We start from the raw sequence: 17,710 nt of genomic DNA, 5'->3' as shown, positions 1-17,710 counted from the left end.
GCTTCCTGTCGCTCTTCGTACTTTTCCATTTCTTCCGGTGACAAATAATCATCTGTGCGGACTAACTGGCGGACACGTTCTGCAACTTTGTTCCACTTTAATAAAACTTCTACCTCTGGACTGCCAATTTTCCCTTTTGCAAGTTTTAATCCTTTTGCATCGTGGGATGCGTCGGAAGCACCTGCTCCTGGTATTCCGGGTGAAGAACCACCTGTTCCATACTCATTTTTCAGGAACTCAGCTGCATCTTTCATATCATGGTGCTCCATGAAATACTCATAGATTCGGTTACGTCCTCCGGCAGTAATGCCGCCTCTTCTTAATACTGCATCAATTTCATCCTGTGTGATAAAGGAAAGCCCTAGACGTTCTACTTTAAATTGTTGATCCACCCAGGAGAAATCTCTCTGAAGGTCACGAAAACGCTGAGAATATACTGGATTGTGCTGAATTTCCCAACGATGATAATTACTCGGATTTTCATTCATATCCGCTTGTAACCATTCAAACTGCTGATAGATTTCTTTTTTCCCTTCTGGATCTGTCCAAGCGTTCCGAATGGTATCCTGCCAATCCGTATAAGACCGGTATTCTTCCGTATTTCTATTTGTATCTCGAAAATGAAGCGCCAAAAGATCTGTCATTTCTTTCTGTTCCTGCTCGATAGCATTATTGGAGATAAGATTATCAACGTAATTTCCTTCCTCATACATATCCCGGATCCTGTCAGCAGCTTCTTCCCACGTAACGATACGGTCAAAGTTTCTTCTTGCAGAGTCACCTCGCCGGATACGGATACCATCGTTGTCGTACCAGATACTGATTTTCTGATTATCTATGGTAAATCCTTTTCCTCCGGTGCCATATTCATCTTTCAGGAAGCTTTGCATTTCTTCATTATCCAGACCTTCGATCAATCTTGCAGTAATATGAAACAGTGTATTTTTCTGCCCACTACCTGTGCGAAGGATATGATCGACTACTTCATCGGAAATAAGAAAAGCGGCCGGCTGTTCTAATGCAGCTGCCGCTTTCCTTATTTCTCCTAACTGTTCCTCTTCTGTTGGGAACAGGCTTAACTGTAAATAATCTCCTGAATTACCAGTTCCTCTGCCTGTGCTTTGATCTGGTTCATGTGTCTGGTCCATGCCATTGTGTCTGCCATCTTGTCTGGTGCCGGATCTTTCTCCAGAAGTTCGTTCATCAGGTTGTCTACTCTCTGTCTTGCCTGACTGTCGATCTCCATCAGATGACTGTCCAGACGGTTCTGCAGTGTCAGAATGTTGAACCTGGCTACCTTGTGATTTCTCAGATACTCTTTCCTCATCATTCCGTACTTCCCGATGGTTCCTCTTGTCTCTTCCAGGCTGATATCTGGAATCTGATACTCTCCGTTCTGGCTGTAACTGATCTCTCTCATAGTCCGTTTCCTCCTTATTTTCTGCTCTATTTTCTGTGTTATTTGTTTTACTTTTACGAATTAACGTGTTAAATTCATTATAGACTACTTCTTTTTCTTTTGCAACCGTTTTCAGGTCATTTTCCAGATCATTCAACACATACCGTCCAATCTGCATCAGGACTGGCCTGCTGATCTCGTTGGCTGCACTTCCCAGATGTCCTAATATTTTCAGCTGATTGAAGTCCGTAATATGCCGAAAATCCTCTGCATCCAGATATTCCTGTACATCCAGTCCACACCGGTTTAGTAATACATACCAGACACTATTGGTCATCAGTTTCCGAAATTCGACTTCCTGATTCTGTTCGTCCAGTTCTTCCAGAAATGTCCCTGTTACGTCCAGTCTCAGTTCTTCCAATGCATCAGGAAGCCATTCCTGCATACTTTCCTTCGCTGCCTGATGCAGGCTTTCAGCAAGTCCTCCTTCCGTATCTTCCAGTGATAATTGCTCCTGCAGATAATCTGCCACCAGCTGTTCTCCTTCCACCGGAAGATTCCATAACTGAGGATCCTTTCCAAGATTCCGCACTTTATAAGTGTCCTGCACATCAAATACATACCGAAGTTTCGTTTTTGGTCCGGAAGTATTGTCAATCAAGGCAATCCCTTTGGATCCCTTTTTGATCCAGCGGTACATCTTCTGATTCCAGATTTCCATGGATGCTACGGCAGTTGCTTCCGGTCGCTGTGCATAAATTAAAAGCTGTTCTGGAAAAGTGTATTTGTACAGTCTGGATGCCGTGTTTAGGAACCTCATCCATTCCTGCGGACTGGCAGCTACATCTTTTGCCACCTCTTCCGTCAGCTGTTCCATTGCATATAATTTATTTGCCATCTGCTACTCCTTTACATAAAATCAGGGACTGCTTGGCTCAGTCCCCTCGTAATTATTACTACTGTTACGCTTATAACACTTCGGCAAGATTCTTAGCCTTATCCTTTGGGGCTTTATTTACCTCTTTCGCTTTGATCTCTGCCTTGGCTTTCTCCAATCTTCCATGGATTCCACCTTTTACTTCCGCTTTTTCGGCTGCTTTTTCCTTTTCCAGACGTGCTTCCCTGCGTTCGGCATTTTCCATAACTACTGTCTTCCCATCGCAGAACTGAACCTTATCCGAAAGCTGTTCCTGTCTTTCCACCTGCGTCTCATTGACTTCTTTTACCATGGCATTTAATTCTGGAACCTCAAACAGTCCGTTATCGGGAAGGATCAGCACCTCATGAATCGAAGAGGGAAGAACAAAATAATCACTGCCCAGACACTCACCGATCTGCTTACGGATATCTTCCTGCAGTAATAGTGACGCACCATTCATTTTTTGTGCATTCGTCAAGCAGAACATTGGCTCTCTCATCGTTTCGATATCTAGTTTCTCATTCAAAAGATTTTCTGGTTCTTCACCAAAAATCATGGATTTTATAATTTCATTCATGTTCATCAAAACAACACCACGATTTCTATCTGCCATCATCGCATCTGCCTGAATCTGTTCAACAGATACTCCCCATTCGTTCATCAGAGAAACAGTTACTGGAATACTGCTGATTCCTTCTCTATTTTCCTCCAGATTTACTGCATAATAAGCTGCAAAATCTCCATGTTCTGTGAATGCTTTGTCTTCCAGACGGTCTGTATTCCATTCCTTGTCACAAATTCTCATCTGTAATTTGTCCTTCATCTTTTCATAATCAAAAATATCCGGAACTCCCATATCCAAAAATTCTGCCTTGCCCTGTGCCTCAATACGCATATCAGCTACATCCCCAACACAAGAATCTACATCTTTTCCATTGATATATTCCTGATAAAGGGAATCCAGATAGATTGTCGGTACGATTCTCTGATCTCCATTTGGAATTGTGATACCTGTCAGCTTCAACCCATTATTCTTTTCAACTTCCTGAAGTTTAATCTCGCCTTCCTCATAAGACTTTGGCAAATATGCCTTTACATTATCTTTTACATATTCATAAAATTCTTTTCTGTTCATCATATGATTGTTTCCTATTAGGAACGCTGTAAATACAAGGCTTTTCGGAGCCTACGAACCACAAAAAATAATATTTGATCTATCACATTACACAAAAAGCCGCCCGGCGTTCAAATCGGGTGGCTTTTTTGCGTGGATAGACCGGAAGGAGGCGAAAAAATAATTACAGAAATTTAACTCGCAAAATTGTGCAACTTTCACGAAAAGGAGGTTAGTGAATGGCAGATGAAAAATTGAACACAGGCCCCGGTGAGGAGAAGCTCCCGGAGACTCCCGCTCCTGTTACGGCTGACGAGCCCCAGGCTCCGGCTCCCAAACAGGCCGCCGCTCCCACACCCCAGCAGGATGGGCCTGCCCAGCCCGAGCCCGGTGATGTGGTGGTGTCCTTTGACAAAATCAATGAATTGATGAATGAAAAGCGGCAGACAGCCCGGGCCGAGGTAGAAAAAGAGGAGGCGGCAAAAGAGCCGGAGGAGAAAACGCAGGAGGAACCTCCAGCCGCTGGGGATGGCGAACCGAAAAAGGCCCGCCGGGGCCGTCCTTCCAAAGAAGAACAAGCGGAGCCTGCTGGCAAGGAGGCGGCGAAGCCCCGCAAGGGCCGCCCACCCAAGGCGGATAAGGCGGCCCCCGGCGAGGCCACGCCGACTAAGCGAGACAAATTGTCCCGAAGTGGGAAAAAGGCTGCGGAGGTTAAAGCTGCCCCGGAACCCGAAAAGGCCCCACCCGAAAATGCGGCTCCGGCCCCGGAACAGGCTCCGCCTGAGCCAGCCGATCCACCCCGTCCTGTGAAGGAAGGAAAGCTGGTCTATCTGAAACTTTCCGAAATGCATCCGTTCCACACATTCCGCCCCCACCCGTTTAAGGTGCGGGACGATGCCAAAATGCAGGAAACGGTAGCGTCCATCAAGGCAAACGGCGTAATGGTTCCTGGTCTTGCCCGCCCGGAAAAGGATGGCAACGGTTATGAGATCGTGGCGGGCCATCGCCGCCATCATGGTTGTGAGCTGGCCGGGCTGGAGGAAATGCCCTTTATCGTCCGGGAAATGACTGACCACGAGGCGGTACAGGCTATGAAGGACAGCAACAAGCAGAGGGATCAGACGCTCCCCAGCGAACTGGCCGCCCTGTTGGAGCTGGAAGTGGAGGACATCAAGCACCAGGGCGGGCGGCTGAAAAATGTGGCCGAGGGCGATATTGGAAAACGCTCCGTTGAGATCGTGGGCGAGGCGCACGACATGAACTATAAAAAGGTCATGCGTTATCTGCGGCTGAACTCCCTTGTGCCGGAACTGCTGGACAAGGTGGACGATAAAAAAATGGGCTTTATGCCCGCTGTGGAGATTTCCTATATCCGCCCCAAAAACCAGCGGCTGATCGCTGTTTCCATTGACGGAGAACAGGCATCCCCCTCTCTGGCCCAGGCGAAAAAGCTCCGGGAGCTGGACAAGGACGGGAAACTCAATGGTGATGTCATTGATGGCATCTTATCAGAAAAGAAAAAGGAGGATCGAGGCGTGATTATTTCTACCGCTGAACTGGAAAAGTATTTTGGCAAGGAGGCCACTCCCGCCAAAATGAAGGAGCAGATCATGACTTTGCTGGACGAGTGGAAAGAGAAACAGCCGCCCGAACTGGCGAAGGCTCCGAAAAAGATGGAGCAGGACAAGTAACCACTTCGAGACATTTTGTCCCGAGGGCCCTGCCCTCCGCATCATGGCTCTGGTGGTATATATCCCCCGTCGCCGCCTGTTTTTTCGTACAGCCGGGAGCGGGCTGTCAAGGGTGCATCGCACCGCCGTTTTACGGCGGCCTGCCCTTGACGGTCTGCCCCGGCTGTGCTATTTCCCCGGCAAGCGGCGGGGGTATATCCTCCAGAGCCGCCCCCTTTCCCATGATTGGGAAAGGGCGGGGGGATTGGGCTGAACTTTCTTATTAAAATATCGGAGGTATTGACTATGAAGCGTCCCCTTGCATACATTACCGCCGCATGGCTTGGCGGCGACAGTGAAAACGCAGAACAGGCCGCCCGCTACTGCCGGGCGGTTTATGAGGCAGGCTTTTCCCCGATCTGCCCGCCCCTTTATCTGCCCCTGTTTCTCAATGACGCAGTACCCGAGGAGCATAAAAGCGGCATCGACATGGGCCGTGACCTGCTCCGCCGCTCCCATGTGCTGGTGGTCTGCGGCCACACCATGACCGAGGCCATGAAAAATGATATTGCCGTGGCCCAGCGGCTGGGAATTACCGCCACCACCCTTGAGGGCATCCTGACTGTCAAGGGACAGGGCAAACGCTGATGGAGTCTGTTTTTGAGGCTTTCATTTCAAATCCTGCCCTTTACAGTGCGGGGCATCTGGTGGGGGAAACGCTGCATTTCCCCACCAACACGGAGGAGGTGCAGTCCCTCTTAAAGCGGATCGGCGTGGACGGGGTGCGCTGCCAGGAATACTTTATTATCTCCTTTGACAGCGACATTCTCGGCCTTTATGACTATCTGGGCGAGTATGAAAACATTGACGAGCTCAACCACCTGGCCCATCTGCTGAAGGAGCTCTCCCCATCAGAACGGGAAACGCTGGAGGCGGTTATGCACAGCGGCCAGCATTGTGGCTCGGTGCAGGACTTGATCAACCTTACGCAAAATCTGGACTGCTACGACTTTCATCCCGGCGTGGACAATGAGGAAATGCTGGGCCGCCTTTATGTAGAGGATATGGAAAGTCTCGAAGTGCCGGACAATATAAAACCCTACTTTGACTTTGAAGCATACGGGCGGGACATTTCCATCAACGAAAACGGACACTTTGCACCGGGCGGCTATGTGACGAAGGTAAGTGACGATTTCCGGGAGGTCTACCACGGCCCCCAGGACATCCCCGCTGAACACAGGGTTTTTGCTTACCCCCAGCTTTCGATCCGGGAGCAGATGGCCGCTTATCAAGAAATTATTGACGGTTCCTCAAAGGAGGGGTTCCGGCGGCTGGCTGAAAAACACCATGAGGAACGGTAACGGGACTTCGAGACAATTTGTCCCAAGGCGAAAGGAGGCGGTGTAACTGATTGATGAGGAAATTTCCCGGAGCTCCATAGCGATTTCTGTCCGGGCCAGCAAGCTGACAGCCCGTGGGCTGGCCTATGTACTCCGGGCGACGGGCCGCCAGATCGCCAAACGGCATAAGAAAGCCCAAAGGCCCCACGGCAGACAGAGCGTGAAAAAGCTCATGGCCCACGGCGAAAGTGTGAACAGCATCGAGGTGGAGGCCCCGAAGCTCTTTGATTGTATGGCCCGCCGTTTTCATGTGGACTATGCCTTTTACAAAACCGGGCCGGACAAATACCTGCTGTTTTTCAAGGCAGGACAGGCGGATGCAATTACCGCCTGTTTTGAGCGGTACTCCCGCAGGCTGCTGGAACAGTCAAAATCCAGCCGCATCCCCATCCGGGAACAACTCAAAAAAGCGGCGGAACAGCTTGTAAAGGAACCGCCCAAAACACAGGAACGGACAAAGGAGGTGGTTCGTGAAGAACGATAGCATCAAAAAATACCTTATTCCCAACATCCCGTATCTGTTTGTCCTGTGGGCCTTTCTCAAGCTGGGGACGGCCTACCGTCTGGCGGCGGGTGCGGATTTTGCTCATAAGCTCATGGGGCTGGGCCAGACCATTGGCCCGGCCTTTGCCAACTTTGCCCCGGGGCTCGCTCCCTTTGACTGGCTCGTTGGCATTGTGGGGGCTGTGGCGTTCCGGGTAATGGTCTATGTGAAAAGCAAAAACGCCAAAAAATTTCGGCGGGATGAGGAGTATGGATCAGCCCGTTGGGGCTGTCCGAAAGATATAGCCCCTTTCGTAGATCCAAAGTTTGAAAACAACATCATTCTGACCGGGACGGAGTTCCTTACCATGAATACCCGCCCGAAAAATCCGGCCAACGCCCGCAACCTCAATGCCTGTGTGATCGGTTCGTCCGGCTCCGGCAAAACCAGGTTCTGGCTTACCCCGCAGATTTTGCAGGCCAGCGCAGACAAAAACGGCGGATGCAGCTATGTGTGTGTCGATCCCAAAGGAGGCGTTCTCGGGCAGGTGGGCCACTTCCTGCAAAAGCGTGGGTATCGGATCAAGGTGTTCAATTCCATTGATTTCACAAAATCCATGCACTATAACCCGCTGGCGTACATCCGCAACGAGGCCGACATCCTTAAATTTGTGGACGCTCTCATTTCCAACACCAAAGGCGAAGGTAAGGAAGGCGATCCGTTCTGGACAAAATCGGAAACCCTGCTTTACTGCGCCCTTATCGCCTATATCATTTTCGAGGGCCCCGCCGAGGATCGGAACATGAACACATTGGTTGACATGATTTCCGGGATGGAGGTCAAGGAGGATGACGAGGATTTTATGAACGCCGTGGACTATATGTTTGCGGGCTTGGAAAAACGAAAGCCGGATTGTTTTGCGGTCAAGCAGTATAAAAAGTACAAATTAGCCAGCGGCAAAACAGCGATGTCGATCCTTATTTCCTGCGGCGCAAGGCTGGCTCCCTTTGACATTCCTCAGCTTCGGGAAGTCATGGCCTATGACGAGCTGGAGCTTGACCGCATCGGGGATCGGAAAACGGCGGTGTTCTTTATCATCTCGGACACTACGCAAACCTATAATTTCCTTGTGGCTCTGGCCTTTTCGCAGATGTTCAATCTGCTGTGCGAGAGGGCCGACAATGTTCACGGAGGCCGCCTGCCCCACCATGTACGGGTGCTGTGGGACGAGGCCGCCAACACAGGGCAGGTTCCCCAGCTTGAAAAGATCGTGGCTGTCATCCGTTCCCGTGAGATCAGCTTGACGCTGTTCTATCAGCAGTTGGCTCAGTGTAAGGCGATTTACGATAAACACGCCGAAACCATTTTGGGAAATATGGACAGCGTGATATTCCTCGGAGGCCGGGAGGCCAGCACCATCAAGGAAATATCCGAGAACTGGCTGGGTAAGGCTACAATCTCCATGCAGACGGACAGCCGCTCCCGTGGTCAGTCGGAAAGCTACAGTCAAAATAACCAGCGGCTGGGCCGGGAGCTGATGACACCCAGCGAGCTGGCGACCATGCCCGGGGATAAGTGCATTTTGCAGTTGCGGGGCCTGCCCCCGTTCTATTCCCCGAAATACGATTTGAAAAAGCACCCGAACTACCGATATACGGCTGAAGCCGACAAAAAGAAAAACGCCTTTGACCTTGACCGGCTCATTAACCGCCGCAGGCGGCCCGGGCCGGACGAGCTGTGTGAGGTGTATGCTGTGGCTGTGCCGGACGATGGGCTCACAAGCGAGGACGAGGACATCCTCAATTATGATGACATCGACGATCCGGACGCCTTTGCATAAATAGGGCTTTGGGACAAAGTGTCCCGAAGTATGTAACCTGCCGCCAGAAATGGCGGCTTTTTTCATGGCCGGGAATACCCCGGAGAAAAGGAGGCTCTATGCAGTTTTTCACTTCCGCTATTGATACTTTGCAGACTCTTGTTGTAGCCCTCGGCGCTGGACTTGGCGTGTGGGGCGTTGTCAATCTGCTGGAGGGCTATGGATCGGACAACCCAGGTTCCAAAAGCCAGGGCATGAAGCAGCTCATGGCTAATTAGATGTAATAAAAGCGGAGAAAGGAAAAGCACAATCCAGACGGAACCGGCGGTGTAGTCAAGAAATATTGTGGAAACGCAAGATTTCTGCTATAATGGGTATAAAACACTTGACGATGGAAAGAAAGGCGGGAAGCCTATGCACATTAGTTATCAGCCACTATGGAACACACTGAAAGAGCGTGGCATGAGGAAAGAGGATTTGCGGCTTGCCGCCGGTCTTACCACAAATATGATTGCCAACATGGGCAAGGGAAAGAATATCAGCATGGAAACGCTGGTTCGCATTTGTGAAGCCTTGAATTGTGGTATTATGAATGTGATTAAATTAGAACAGGACAATATCTAAAGCGATATAATTTTATATTTGATTCGATTTGCACAAAAAATTAAATTTTAATGGTGTATATTTTCTATTGTACCCAATGTAAATAAGTGCTATCATAAAATAAAACAAGTACATTTGAAACATTTTATGATTTGAGAGTGTGCTTGCAGGTTAGTAGCATATTGCCAATAACTGAATACAAAAAATGTAGGTTCTGGTCATTTTAGAAAGGAGCATTGTTTATGAAAAAATTTAGTAAAAGATTGTTTACCTCGTTGGTAGCGTTTTGTATGCTTTTTGCTGTGAGTGCGGTTCCTGCTTTTGCAGCGGAAACAACAACGGAAATAACGGATACTCAACAGCCGGTAGTCATTGGAGAATATGACGGATACTTAACCGATGTTATGATTTCCGATGGTGTCACCAAAAGAGCAGTCGCTAATGTTCGTATTAACTCTTATGCAACTTATGATGAGGATGATGGGATTCAAGTTCATGTGAAGTTGTATGTACCGTGGTATGAATCTCCAAAACCGGAGTTCACTGGTATGACTGGTACAGTTAATGTGCTTATGAACAAAAAATCCACCAATACGGCATTTGCAGAATTAGCCGACGGTGAAGAAACAATCGAAACTGATGTGGATACTGGAAGAACAGGTAATAGCGGAGATAAGGGAACGGTTTCTGTTTCTGGTGTTGCTACCGCTAATAATGCCTTGGCAGGCGGTGGAGCTTTCGCTATTTCTTACCCTGTGACACTTCCCTAATTAAATGCAAAACAGTTGTGAATTAAGGTTGGTAATAGGTAAAATGAAACGGTTATTGGCAATATGCGTATGTTTTTTTATGTGTGTAGGCTTATGTTCGTGTGATTCTTCCCAAACTCGGTCGGTATCATCATATAACTGGTCTTTAGAATTTATTACTGATTTAGATGGTAATATGTTATTCTCAGGTTCAGTGCATGATGACATACCAGTATTGGATTTGACATTGAGTTTTGAAGAAAAAAGTTTTATCTTAACAGATAACACTCATAAACAAGAATTGACAGGTACATATTCGCTTGAAAAGATTGACAATTCTTCTTCGAAACTCGGATTAACTTTTGAAAATTTAGAGGAGCCTGTTACAGGCGTATATGGAACAAGAGTTTATTCTGATGATTCAGAAAGCGCAACAATTACATTACAAACTGATGAAAATATCCTGTCTTTTGTTGGAGAAGATTCATAAATAAAAACAGCCGCTGTAGGAACAAAATCCTACAACGGCTGTTTTTATTTCCACGGCCTGCGCCGGAAGTTCATACCAGACTGTTTTATCAGCGGGGATTTCTTGAACAGCTTTTTCAAAAGGCTTCGTTCCTCTTGTGAGAGCCGCTTGTATTTGAGCCGGAACGCCTTGCAGAATATCTCCGTGAATTGCTGAACCCTGTCCCCCGGAGATTGCATGGCCTTTTGTACTTCCCGTATAAGTTCATCGGCAGGCGTGGTATCCGGCGCACTTTCGCTGTCATTTTCGTGCGCCTTGCGTATATCATGGAGAATGACGTCCCATGTTTTGTGCGTCACATGGCAGAAAAAATCTTCTTCCTCTATCTGACAGGCTTCCAACACTTTGATTGCCCGGTCTGCCGCAGCTTCGGGGTGTTCTTCCAGTACCATAGCCCGTAAAGCAGCCAGTGAGCTGTTTGTGTCATGGAAGTGCATGGTTGCTATCCCGTCCACATAGATTTCTGCGTCTGCCAGCAATTCCTTAAATTTTTCATGGGAGATAATCTCACACAGCAGCCGGTTATTGAAGCGTTCACTTTTCAGCAGTTCCACGACTTCATCACTCAAATGTAATTCTTCTATCGGGGTGTTTTCATATCTCCGATTATTGGTAAGGCCGAGCAGATAGTCAACCGACACCTGATAGAAGTCTGCCAGCTTCAACAGGCTGCCGTGGTTAATTTCCTTGTATTCGTCGTTGTCGTTTTCATAACTGCCGAGGGCTGATTTTGAAATGCCGGTTTCCTGTGCCAGTTCTTCCAGATTCAAGCCCCGTTCCACCCGTAAATCTTTCAGGCGTTCCTGTACGGAAATGCGGGTTTTCATAAACACATCGCTCCTTCCTGCGGCTGGCTGCCGCTGTTATTCCTTATTATACCATATACCGTTCCGAAATCGTGGAATTTTTCGATTTTGGGGCGGTTTTCCTATTTTATGGACATACGGGAAAGGGTTCAAAAATGAGCTATGATTAAGTCAGTTCATCGATGGATTATTTCCAATCGAATGACCGGCCTGATGGGATATGCTCCCCGGCGATGTAGCGCAACGACCTGCGGCAAGGAAATGGAGGAACCTTGACCGCAGCGAGCGTACCAACGGGAACGAAACGCCGCTGTGAGATTCAGGGGCAGGAACGACAGCAGGACAACCCGGCAGAACTGATACCAAAACGCTACCCAAACACGACAAATCGGCGGGGTGTAGTCTGCCCCGTCCGTAATACTATGGGGCATTTCAAAGCGGCTCTATGGCCGTATTTTCCTTGAAAATCGCCCCGAAACATGACACCAAAAACCTTTATCCGCCTGTTCCCGTTGTTACGGCTGAAATGGGCGGATTTTCTATGATAGGAGGCACTATGCCGAGAATGAGCAAGAAACGGAAGTTGGAGCTTTCCTTCTTCCTCAATGACCGGGGGCGTGTGGCCTACAACGACCTGTGCCGGAAGTGCCAGCATAAGTGCAAGCAGAGTTTCCGGGCTGTCGTGATAGACTGCCCCCATTACCTGTCAAAACGAGCCAAGCGAAAGGAGAAAATCAGTTAAATGGAATTTGAATTTATGAGCGCAGACACGGTTCTGCCGCCTTGTATGCCGCTACCCGCCGCAATGCTTCGGCTGCCGATCAGCAGCACAGCAAAAGTCATGTATGCCCGTCTGCTGAACACCACCCTTACGGCAGGGATAGAGGATAGCAACGGCATTTTGTTTGTCCGTTTTCCTATCATGGAATTAGCGGCAGCCCTCTCCCGCAGCCCCGTCACTGTGAAGCGTTCCCTGAAAGAATTGGAGGACATCGGGCTTATCCTGCGGGTGCGCCGGGGTGTGGGAGAACCAAACCGCATTTACACGCTGCTTCCCAAAGGAGGGCTGCCATGATAAATGAGAAGCTGGAAAAGCTGAATCAGGAGATTGCCAAAGGCGAAGCCAGACTGCGGCGGGCGCAGCATGAAGAAAAAATACTGGAACACCAGGTGAAGCAGCTTACCCGGAAGGAACGGACGCACCGGCTCTGTACCAGAGGAGCTATGCTGGAAAGTTTCCTTTTAAGGCCGGAAGTGCTGACAGACGAGGATGTGATGGACATTCTGAAACAGGCATTTTCTCAAAGTGGCATGAAGGAAATAGTTGCAGAAAGCGTGAAAGGGCGGGTAGCCGGGGAATCCCTTACGGAGTAAGGGCGCAACTATACACCGGTCAAGCCGGTGCGTTGCGCCCTGCCGGGGGCTTCCTGCGGAAAGCGGATGATTTTCAGCACCGTTGCGGCTGCTTCCAATCATCACAGGGGACGCTACACTTCCCCTGCGCTGGCTGCGCCAGCTACCCCTTTGTGGACTTGCCGCCCGGGAACACCTTGCGCTGCAAGCTGTTCCCGTCCAGCAAGTTTACAATTTATCTATTCCAAAACAGGACTGCCCGTAGTATAATAAAGCTAATGACGAACACTATCTAAGGAGATGGTTTTATGTATGGATTGATTGCTTTGAATTTCATCATACCCTTTGTTATGGTTTTTGTAGGATATATCTTAAAGAAGCACCCGGTAAAAGATATAACATCCGGTAACGGATACAATACGCCTACATCTCGGAAGTCACAAGAGCATTGGGATTATGCACAAAGCATAGCACCTAATATTTTTATTGGTATTGGCAAAACATTAGGTTTGGTAGAAATCGTTTTGTGTATATCCTTACTTCTTCTTAATATTTCTACACAGACTACCGTATTTGCAGGAGTAGTTGTTGGAATTATTTTTCTGATTTTTGGATTTTATAAAACAGAAACTGGAATTACAAGTAAATTTGCGAACAAAAACTTTTAAGCTATTAGACAGCTTTCCATCATCGAGCCAACCTGACCCGAACCTTCAAAACTGAATACTAATCGCCTACCAGCGACACCACTAAGCAGGAAATCAGAAACGGTTTCCTGCTTTTCTTTTGCCCAAAATCAACCACAGGAAGGAGGAACGCTATGCCCTGTCCACACCATGATATAAAAATAATCCAGCGCAGCAACCACCAGTCAGCCGTTGCGTCTGCCGCCTACCAGAGTGGGGAACGGCTGTTTTCCGAGTACGACCAGAAGCAGAAATACTATTCCCATAAAAGCGAGATTGTCCATACAGAAATCATGCTGCCGCCCCACGCCCCACCAGCGTATGCAGACCGCAATACTTTGTGGAACGCCGCCGAAGCTATCGAGAAGCAATGGAACTCCCAGCTTGCCCGGAGAATCGTGCTTGCCATACCGAGGGAAATCCCCCCGGAACAGCACGCCGACCTTATCCGGGACTACTGCCGGGAGTTTTTTGTTTCTAAAGGCATGATTGCCGATTTTGCCATCCACGACAAAGGGAATGGGAATCCCCACGCCCACATCCTGCTGACCATGCGGGCAATGGACGAAAACGGGAAATGGCTTCCCAAGAGCCGGAAGGTTTATGACCTTGACGAGAACGGCGAGCGTATCCGGCTCCCGTCCGGGAGCTGGAAAAGCCACAAGGAGGATACCGTGGACTGGAACGACCAGAAGTACGGAGAGATCTGGCGGCAGGGCTGGGCGGCTACCGCTAACCGCTATCTGGAAGCCAACGGACGCCCGGAGCGCCTTGACCTTCGTTCCTATGAACGGCAGGGGCTTGATAAAATCCCCACCGTCCATATGGGGCCAGCAGTCAGCCAGATGGAGAAACGAGGGATACAGACCAACATCGGCAACTTGAACCGGGACATCAAAGCCGCCAATTCCCTTATGCAATCTATCCGGCAGATGGTACGCCACCTGAAAGGCTGGATTGCAGACCTGAAGGAGAAAAAAGCCGCCCTGCTGGAAGCCTTGCAGGAATCGAAGGAACCCACCCTGCCGGAGCTGCTGGGGAAATATCTGGATTTGCGCCGGGAGGAACGTACAGGCTGGACAAGCAAAGGCCAGCTTACAGGCAGCGTTGCCGATTTCAACAAGGTTATGGAAGCTATCCGCTATCTGCGGGAAAAGGAGCTGTCCACTGTGCAGAGTTTGGACGCTTATCTGGATACCGTCAGCGGGCAGGCCGTTTCCATCCGGGCAGAGATGAAGCCGAAAGAACAGCGTATGAAAGAAATCAACACCCTGCTTTCCCATATCGCCAACTTTGAAGCCCATAAGCCGGTTCATGTGGAGTATGCTGCCATCCGGTTTAAGAAGCCACGGGAACAGTTTGCCGCCGCCCATCGGGACGAGCTGGACGCCTATAATGCCGCTATCCGTTATTTCAAGGTGCATTTGAAGGAGAAGAAGTACAGCATTAAAAAGCTGAATGAGGAACAGACACAGCTTGCCGGAGAAGTTGCCGGATATAAGGAACGGTTGTCCGCATTACAGGAGGATGTGAAGATTCTCCGGGATGTGCGTCACTGGCTCAATCAGGTTCTTCCGTCTGAACAGTACCGCCAGACCGCCGAGCCGGGAAAGAAACCGTCCATCCAGCAGGCAGTCAAAGGCCGGACGCAGCGTATCCGGGAAGAACAGGCCGAGAAACGGAAGCAGCCCCGCACAGAGAAAAAACAGGATATGGAACTTTAATAGGCGCTTGCTATTTTCTTTTTCGAGAATGACAGGCGCTTTTCTTATTTTCAGGAGGATTTATTTGAATGTATTTAAAGCTGTCAAGCAGTCTGTTACCACCCGGCAGGCTGCGGAGCATTTTGGAATCCGGGTGGGACGAAACGGGATGTGTGTCTGCCCCTTCCATGCTGATAAAAACCCCAGCATGAAGGTTGACCGGCGCTTTCACTGTTTCGGCTGTCAGGCAGACGGGGATGTGATTGACTTTGTTTCCCGTCTGGAAGCTGTCAGTCCGAAGGAAGCCGCCCTCATGCTGGCGCAGGAGTTCTCCATCCCCTATGAGGACAGGGAACCACCCGGCAGGAGAAAACCCAAACCCCGGCAGGAAACCCCGGAGCAGCGGTTTTGCCGCATGGAGCGTTACTGCTTCCGGGTGCTGTCCGATTATTACCATCTTCTGCGCCGCTGGAAACGGGACTATGCCCCTAAGATGCCGGAAGAAGCATGGCACCCGCTTTTTGTGGAAGCCTTGCAGAAGCAATCCCATGTGGAATATCTGCTGGATGTGCTGCTCTCCCCGGATATGGAGGAACGGGCAGTCCTTATCGTTGACTATGGAAAGGAAGTGAGCAATCTTGAAAGACGAATGGCAGAGCTTGCCGCCCAAGATACGGCAGGCCGCAGAACAGACCATACAAGAAGCAGCCCCGCCCCGGAGCATTGAGGAAGTAAAGGCCATGCTGGAAAGCACCGAGAAAGGCAGCGTCCGCAACAGTATCCGCAACTGCCTGACCGTCTTTCAGAATGACCCGCTGCTTTCCGGGGCAATCGCAAAAAATCTGCTGACCGAGCGAGTGGACATTGTAAAGCCCATCGGCTACCACCGCATCGGCACCGCCATCACGGACACGGATATGAACTATCTGCTCCTGTATCTGGAAGAAACCTATGGGCTTACCAGTGAGAAAAAGATTACCGCCGCCATCGGGATTGTTGCCAATGAAAACGGCTACCACCCCGTCCGGGACTACCTGAACGGCCTTTCATGGGATGGGCAGGAGCGTATCCGCTATTGCCTGCGCCACTTTCTGGGAGCCGACACCGACCAGTACACCTATGAAGCCCTGCGGCTGTTCCTGCTGGGAGCCATCCACCGGGCATTTTGCCCCGGCTGTAAATTTGAAGTCATGCTCTGTCTGGTGGGCGGTCAGGGAGCCGGGAAATCCACCTTTTTCCGGCTGCTGGCAGTAAAAGACGAGTGGTTTTCCGATGATTTGCGGAAGCTGGATGATGATAACGTGTACCGCAAGCTGCAAGGCCACTGGATTATCGAGATGTCGGAGATGATTGCCACCGCCAATGCCAAGAGCATTGAGGAAATCAAGTCATTTTTAAGCCGACAGAAGGAGGTCTATAAAATCCCATACGAAACCCACCCGGAGGACAGGCTGCGGCAATGTGTGTTCGGCGGCACTTCCAATGCCCTTGACTTCCTGCCCCTTGACCGTTCCGGCAACCGGCGCTTCCTGCCGGTCATGGTGTACCCGGAACAGGCCGAGGTTCACATTTTGGAGGACGAAGCCGCTTCCAGAGCCTATCTTGCACAGGTCTGGGCAGAAGCCATGACGGTTTACCGCAGCGGGGATTTTAAGCTGTCTTTCAGCCCGGAAATGGTGCGCTATCTCAAAGAACACCAGCGGGATTTCATGCCGGAGGACACCAAGGCCGGGATGATACAGGCATACCTTGACCGCTATACCGGCGGCATGGTGTGTTCCAAGCAGCTTTTCAAGGAAGCCCTGAACCACCCCTTTGACGAGCCGAAGCAATGGGAAATCCGGGAAGTCAACGACATCATGAACCATTGCGTGACGGGCTGGAATTACTTTTCCAACCCCCGTGTGTTCCCGGAATACGGCAGGCAAAAGGGCTGGGAGCGTGAAACGAAAGCAACGGACATCAGCAACGGAGCTGAAAAAATCCCGGAAGGATTTGAGGAAGTCACGGAACAGATGGAGCTTCCCTTCTGAAAAATGCAGCCGGTTGCCGACCCTGTTGCACTCCCGTTGCCGAGCCGGTTGCCGGGAAACCCCCCGTAACTGCGGGCTTTTCCCCTTATCAGCAACCAAAACAACAGAAAAATAAAAGAAAATAAAAATAAGAGCCAAACTGCCAGACAGAGATAGTTTTCAGGTTTTTTGAAGCCCGTTGCCGGACTTCGTTGCCGACCTTCTCCTTGTCTGGCTTATTCTATTATGGAGGATAACTGCCTATGGCAAAAACGAAAACAGAGATTCATGTTACCACAGTTTTTGACGGCGAACTGGACGCCACAGACGTCTTTGTGAGCCTGATTGCCCAAAAATATGGGCAGAATACCAGCAAAGAAAATCTTGCGAAAACACAAGATTTAGAGTATAATAAGGATGAGGTTCAGAAGAACCGTGTTCCGTCTGGATTGTGCGGGTAAACG

General features: G+C 49.6%; 20 protein-coding genes. 17 read left to right on the top strand and 3 right to left on the bottom strand.

Going from position 1 to position 17,710, the window contains the following annotated elements:
• Window positions 1–1,075: 1,075 nt before the first annotated feature.
• Window positions 1,076–1,420, bottom strand: coding sequence for a TnpV protein (locus LKD71_RS08300; protein WP_177273869.1), 345 nt, complete (start codon window positions 1,418–1,420; stop codon window positions 1,076–1,078).
• A 947-nt stretch (window positions 1,421–2,367) separates the two neighbouring features.
• Complete coding sequence (locus LKD71_RS08295; protein WP_195456758.1) at window positions 2,368–3,456, bottom strand: DUF5688 family protein; 1,089 nt, start codon at window positions 3,454–3,456, stop codon at window positions 2,368–2,370.
• A gap of 215 nt (window positions 3,457–3,671) precedes the next feature.
• Between LKD71_RS08295 and LKD71_RS08290 the strand changes: the two genes are divergently transcribed.
• The 9 genes from LKD71_RS08290 to LKD71_RS08250 all read left to right on the top strand — a co-directional run bounded on the left by LKD71_RS08290 (window position 3,672) and on the right by LKD71_RS08250 (window position 10,647).
• On the top strand, window positions 3,672–5,123 hold the full coding sequence (locus LKD71_RS08290; RefSeq protein ID WP_227615049.1) for a ParB/RepB/Spo0J family partition protein: 1,452 nt from the start codon (window positions 3,672–3,674) through the stop codon (window positions 5,121–5,123).
• A gap of 285 nt (window positions 5,124–5,408) precedes the next feature.
• Window positions 5,409–5,750 (top strand): DUF7768 domain-containing protein, encoded by a 342-nt coding sequence (locus LKD71_RS08285; RefSeq protein ID WP_015560029.1) that lies wholly within the window; start codon window positions 5,409–5,411, stop codon window positions 5,748–5,750.
• The gene (locus LKD71_RS08280) at window positions 5,750–6,463 is read left to right on the top strand and encodes an antirestriction protein ArdA (RefSeq protein ID WP_227615048.1); all 714 of its coding nucleotides are present in this window, start codon (window positions 5,750–5,752) and stop codon (window positions 6,461–6,463) included. The genes LKD71_RS08285 and LKD71_RS08280 overlap by 1 nt, the downstream gene beginning before the upstream one ends.
• Window positions 6,464–6,509: 46 nt before the next feature.
• Window positions 6,510–6,986: a PcfB family protein gene (locus LKD71_RS08275; RefSeq protein WP_331466417.1), complete on the top strand. Its 477-nt coding sequence runs from the start codon at window positions 6,510–6,512 to the stop codon at window positions 6,984–6,986.
• Window positions 6,973–8,826, top strand: coding sequence for a VirD4-like conjugal transfer protein, CD1115 family (locus LKD71_RS08270; protein ID WP_227615047.1), 1,854 nt, complete (start codon window positions 6,973–6,975; stop codon window positions 8,824–8,826). Before LKD71_RS08275 ends, LKD71_RS08270 begins: the two co-directional genes overlap by 14 nt.
• 98 nt (window positions 8,827–8,924) lie before the next feature.
• Window positions 8,925–9,083, top strand: coding sequence for a Maff2 family mobile element protein (locus tag LKD71_RS08265; protein ID WP_044927226.1), 159 nt, complete (start codon window positions 8,925–8,927; stop codon window positions 9,081–9,083).
• Between the two features lie 136 nt (window positions 9,084–9,219).
• Window positions 9,220–9,429 (top strand): helix-turn-helix domain-containing protein, encoded by a 210-nt coding sequence (locus LKD71_RS08260; RefSeq protein WP_015514784.1) that lies wholly within the window; start codon window positions 9,220–9,222, stop codon window positions 9,427–9,429.
• Between the two features lie 221 nt (window positions 9,430–9,650).
• Window positions 9,651–10,178, top strand: coding sequence for a hypothetical protein (locus LKD71_RS08255; protein WP_117841577.1), 528 nt, complete (start codon window positions 9,651–9,653; stop codon window positions 10,176–10,178).
• A gap of 43 nt (window positions 10,179–10,221) precedes the next feature.
• Entirely contained in the window at window positions 10,222–10,647 is a 426-nt protein-coding gene (locus tag LKD71_RS08250; protein ID WP_227615046.1) for a hypothetical protein, read from the top strand.
• A 44-nt stretch (window positions 10,648–10,691) separates the two neighbouring features.
• Here the strand turns inward: LKD71_RS08250 and LKD71_RS08245 are convergent, their stop codons facing one another.
• The gene (locus tag LKD71_RS08245; RefSeq protein WP_006859270.1) at window positions 10,692–11,513 is read right to left on the bottom strand and encodes a helix-turn-helix domain-containing protein; all 822 of its coding nucleotides are present in this window, start codon (window positions 11,511–11,513) and stop codon (window positions 10,692–10,694) included.
• A gap of 535 nt (window positions 11,514–12,048) precedes the next feature.
• Between LKD71_RS08245 and LKD71_RS08240 the strand changes: the two genes are divergently transcribed.
• The 8 genes from LKD71_RS08240 (at window position 12,049) to LKD71_RS08205 (ending at window position 17,707) form a co-directional block, all read left to right on the top strand.
• The gene (locus LKD71_RS08240) at window positions 12,049–12,234 is read left to right on the top strand and encodes a hypothetical protein (RefSeq protein ID WP_033118356.1); all 186 of its coding nucleotides are present in this window, start codon (window positions 12,049–12,051) and stop codon (window positions 12,232–12,234) included.
• Window positions 12,235–12,567 carry a hypothetical protein gene (locus LKD71_RS08235; RefSeq protein WP_006859272.1) on the top strand — a complete coding sequence of 111 codons (333 nt, stop codon included), beginning with the start codon at window positions 12,235–12,237 and terminating at the stop codon, window positions 12,565–12,567.
• On the top strand, window positions 12,564–12,866 hold the full coding sequence (locus LKD71_RS08230) for a DUF3847 domain-containing protein (protein ID WP_006859273.1): 303 nt from the start codon (window positions 12,564–12,566) through the stop codon (window positions 12,864–12,866). The genes LKD71_RS08235 and LKD71_RS08230 overlap by 4 nt, the downstream gene beginning before the upstream one ends.
• A 287-nt stretch (window positions 12,867–13,153) precedes the next feature.
• The gene (locus LKD71_RS08225) at window positions 13,154–13,513 is read left to right on the top strand and encodes an SdpI family protein (RefSeq protein ID WP_117841576.1); all 360 of its coding nucleotides are present in this window, start codon (window positions 13,154–13,156) and stop codon (window positions 13,511–13,513) included.
• 152 nt (window positions 13,514–13,665) lie between these two features.
• Window positions 13,666–15,255, top strand: a complete 1,590-nt coding sequence (gene mobQ, locus LKD71_RS08220; RefSeq protein WP_006859284.1) for a MobQ family relaxase — start codon at window positions 13,666–13,668, stop codon at window positions 15,253–15,255.
• Between the two features lie 64 nt (window positions 15,256–15,319).
• Entirely contained in the window at window positions 15,320–15,961 is a 642-nt protein-coding gene (locus tag LKD71_RS08215; RefSeq protein ID WP_014081132.1) for a CHC2 zinc finger domain-containing protein, read from the top strand.
• A 13-nt stretch (window positions 15,962–15,974) separates the two neighbouring features.
• Complete coding sequence (locus LKD71_RS08210) at window positions 15,975–17,267, top strand: virulence-associated E family protein (protein WP_007884071.1); 1,293 nt, start codon at window positions 15,975–15,977, stop codon at window positions 17,265–17,267.
• A gap of 242 nt (window positions 17,268–17,509) precedes the next feature.
• A complete protein-coding gene (locus tag LKD71_RS08205) occupies window positions 17,510–17,707 on the top strand; it encodes a hypothetical protein (RefSeq protein WP_006858666.1) in 198 nt (65 codons plus the stop codon).
• Window positions 17,708–17,710 lie beyond the last annotated feature (3 nt).

It is taken from the genome of Fusicatenibacter faecihominis, assembly GCF_020686945.1.
Taxonomy (GTDB): Bacteria; Bacillota; Clostridia; order Lachnospirales; family Lachnospiraceae; genus Limivivens; species Limivivens faecihominis.
The sequence above is the reverse complement of the archived record's forward strand: the minus strand, read 5'-3'. Positions and strand labels throughout refer to the sequence as shown.

Excerpts from the sequence above, each read along its gene's own strand:
- LKD71_RS08240 (WP_033118356.1), top strand. The coding sequence starts at position 12,049 with ATGCCGAGAATGAGCAAGAAACGGAAGTTGGAGCTTTCCTTCTTCCTC.
- LKD71_RS08285 (WP_015560029.1), top strand. The coding sequence starts at position 5,409 with ATGAAGCGTCCCCTTGCATACATTACCGCCGCATGGCTTGGCGGCGAC.
- mobQ (WP_006859284.1), top strand. The coding sequence starts at position 13,666 with ATGCCCTGTCCACACCATGATATAAAAATAATCCAGCGCAGCAACCAC.
- LKD71_RS08255 (WP_117841577.1), top strand. The coding sequence starts at position 9,651 with ATGAAAAAATTTAGTAAAAGATTGTTTACCTCGTTGGTAGCGTTTTGT.
- LKD71_RS08210 (WP_007884071.1), top strand. The coding sequence starts at position 15,975 with ATGCTGGAAAGCACCGAGAAAGGCAGCGTCCGCAACAGTATCCGCAAC.
- LKD71_RS08235 (WP_006859272.1), top strand. The coding sequence starts at position 12,235 with ATGGAATTTGAATTTATGAGCGCAGACACGGTTCTGCCGCCTTGTATG.
- LKD71_RS08265 (WP_044927226.1), top strand. The coding sequence starts at position 8,925 with ATGCAGTTTTTCACTTCCGCTATTGATACTTTGCAGACTCTTGTTGTA.
- LKD71_RS08290 (WP_227615049.1), top strand. The coding sequence starts at position 3,672 with ATGGCAGATGAAAAATTGAACACAGGCCCCGGTGAGGAGAAGCTCCCG.
- LKD71_RS08225 (WP_117841576.1), top strand. The coding sequence starts at position 13,154 with ATGTATGGATTGATTGCTTTGAATTTCATCATACCCTTTGTTATGGTT.
- LKD71_RS08300 (WP_177273869.1), bottom strand. The coding sequence starts at position 1,420 with ATGAGAGAGATCAGTTACAGCCAGAACGGAGAGTATCAGATTCCAGAT.
- LKD71_RS08295 (WP_195456758.1), bottom strand. The coding sequence starts at position 3,456 with ATGATGAACAGAAAAGAATTTTATGAATATGTAAAAGATAATGTAAAG.
- LKD71_RS08280 (WP_227615048.1), top strand. The coding sequence starts at position 5,750 with ATGGAGTCTGTTTTTGAGGCTTTCATTTCAAATCCTGCCCTTTACAGT.
- LKD71_RS08230 (WP_006859273.1), top strand. The coding sequence starts at position 12,564 with ATGATAAATGAGAAGCTGGAAAAGCTGAATCAGGAGATTGCCAAAGGC.
- LKD71_RS08250 (WP_227615046.1), top strand. The coding sequence starts at position 10,222 with ATGAAACGGTTATTGGCAATATGCGTATGTTTTTTTATGTGTGTAGGC.
- LKD71_RS08205 (WP_006858666.1), top strand. The coding sequence starts at position 17,510 with ATGGCAAAAACGAAAACAGAGATTCATGTTACCACAGTTTTTGACGGC.
- LKD71_RS08260 (WP_015514784.1), top strand. The coding sequence starts at position 9,220 with ATGCACATTAGTTATCAGCCACTATGGAACACACTGAAAGAGCGTGGC.
- LKD71_RS08245 (WP_006859270.1), bottom strand. The coding sequence starts at position 11,513 with ATGAAAACCCGCATTTCCGTACAGGAACGCCTGAAAGATTTACGGGTG.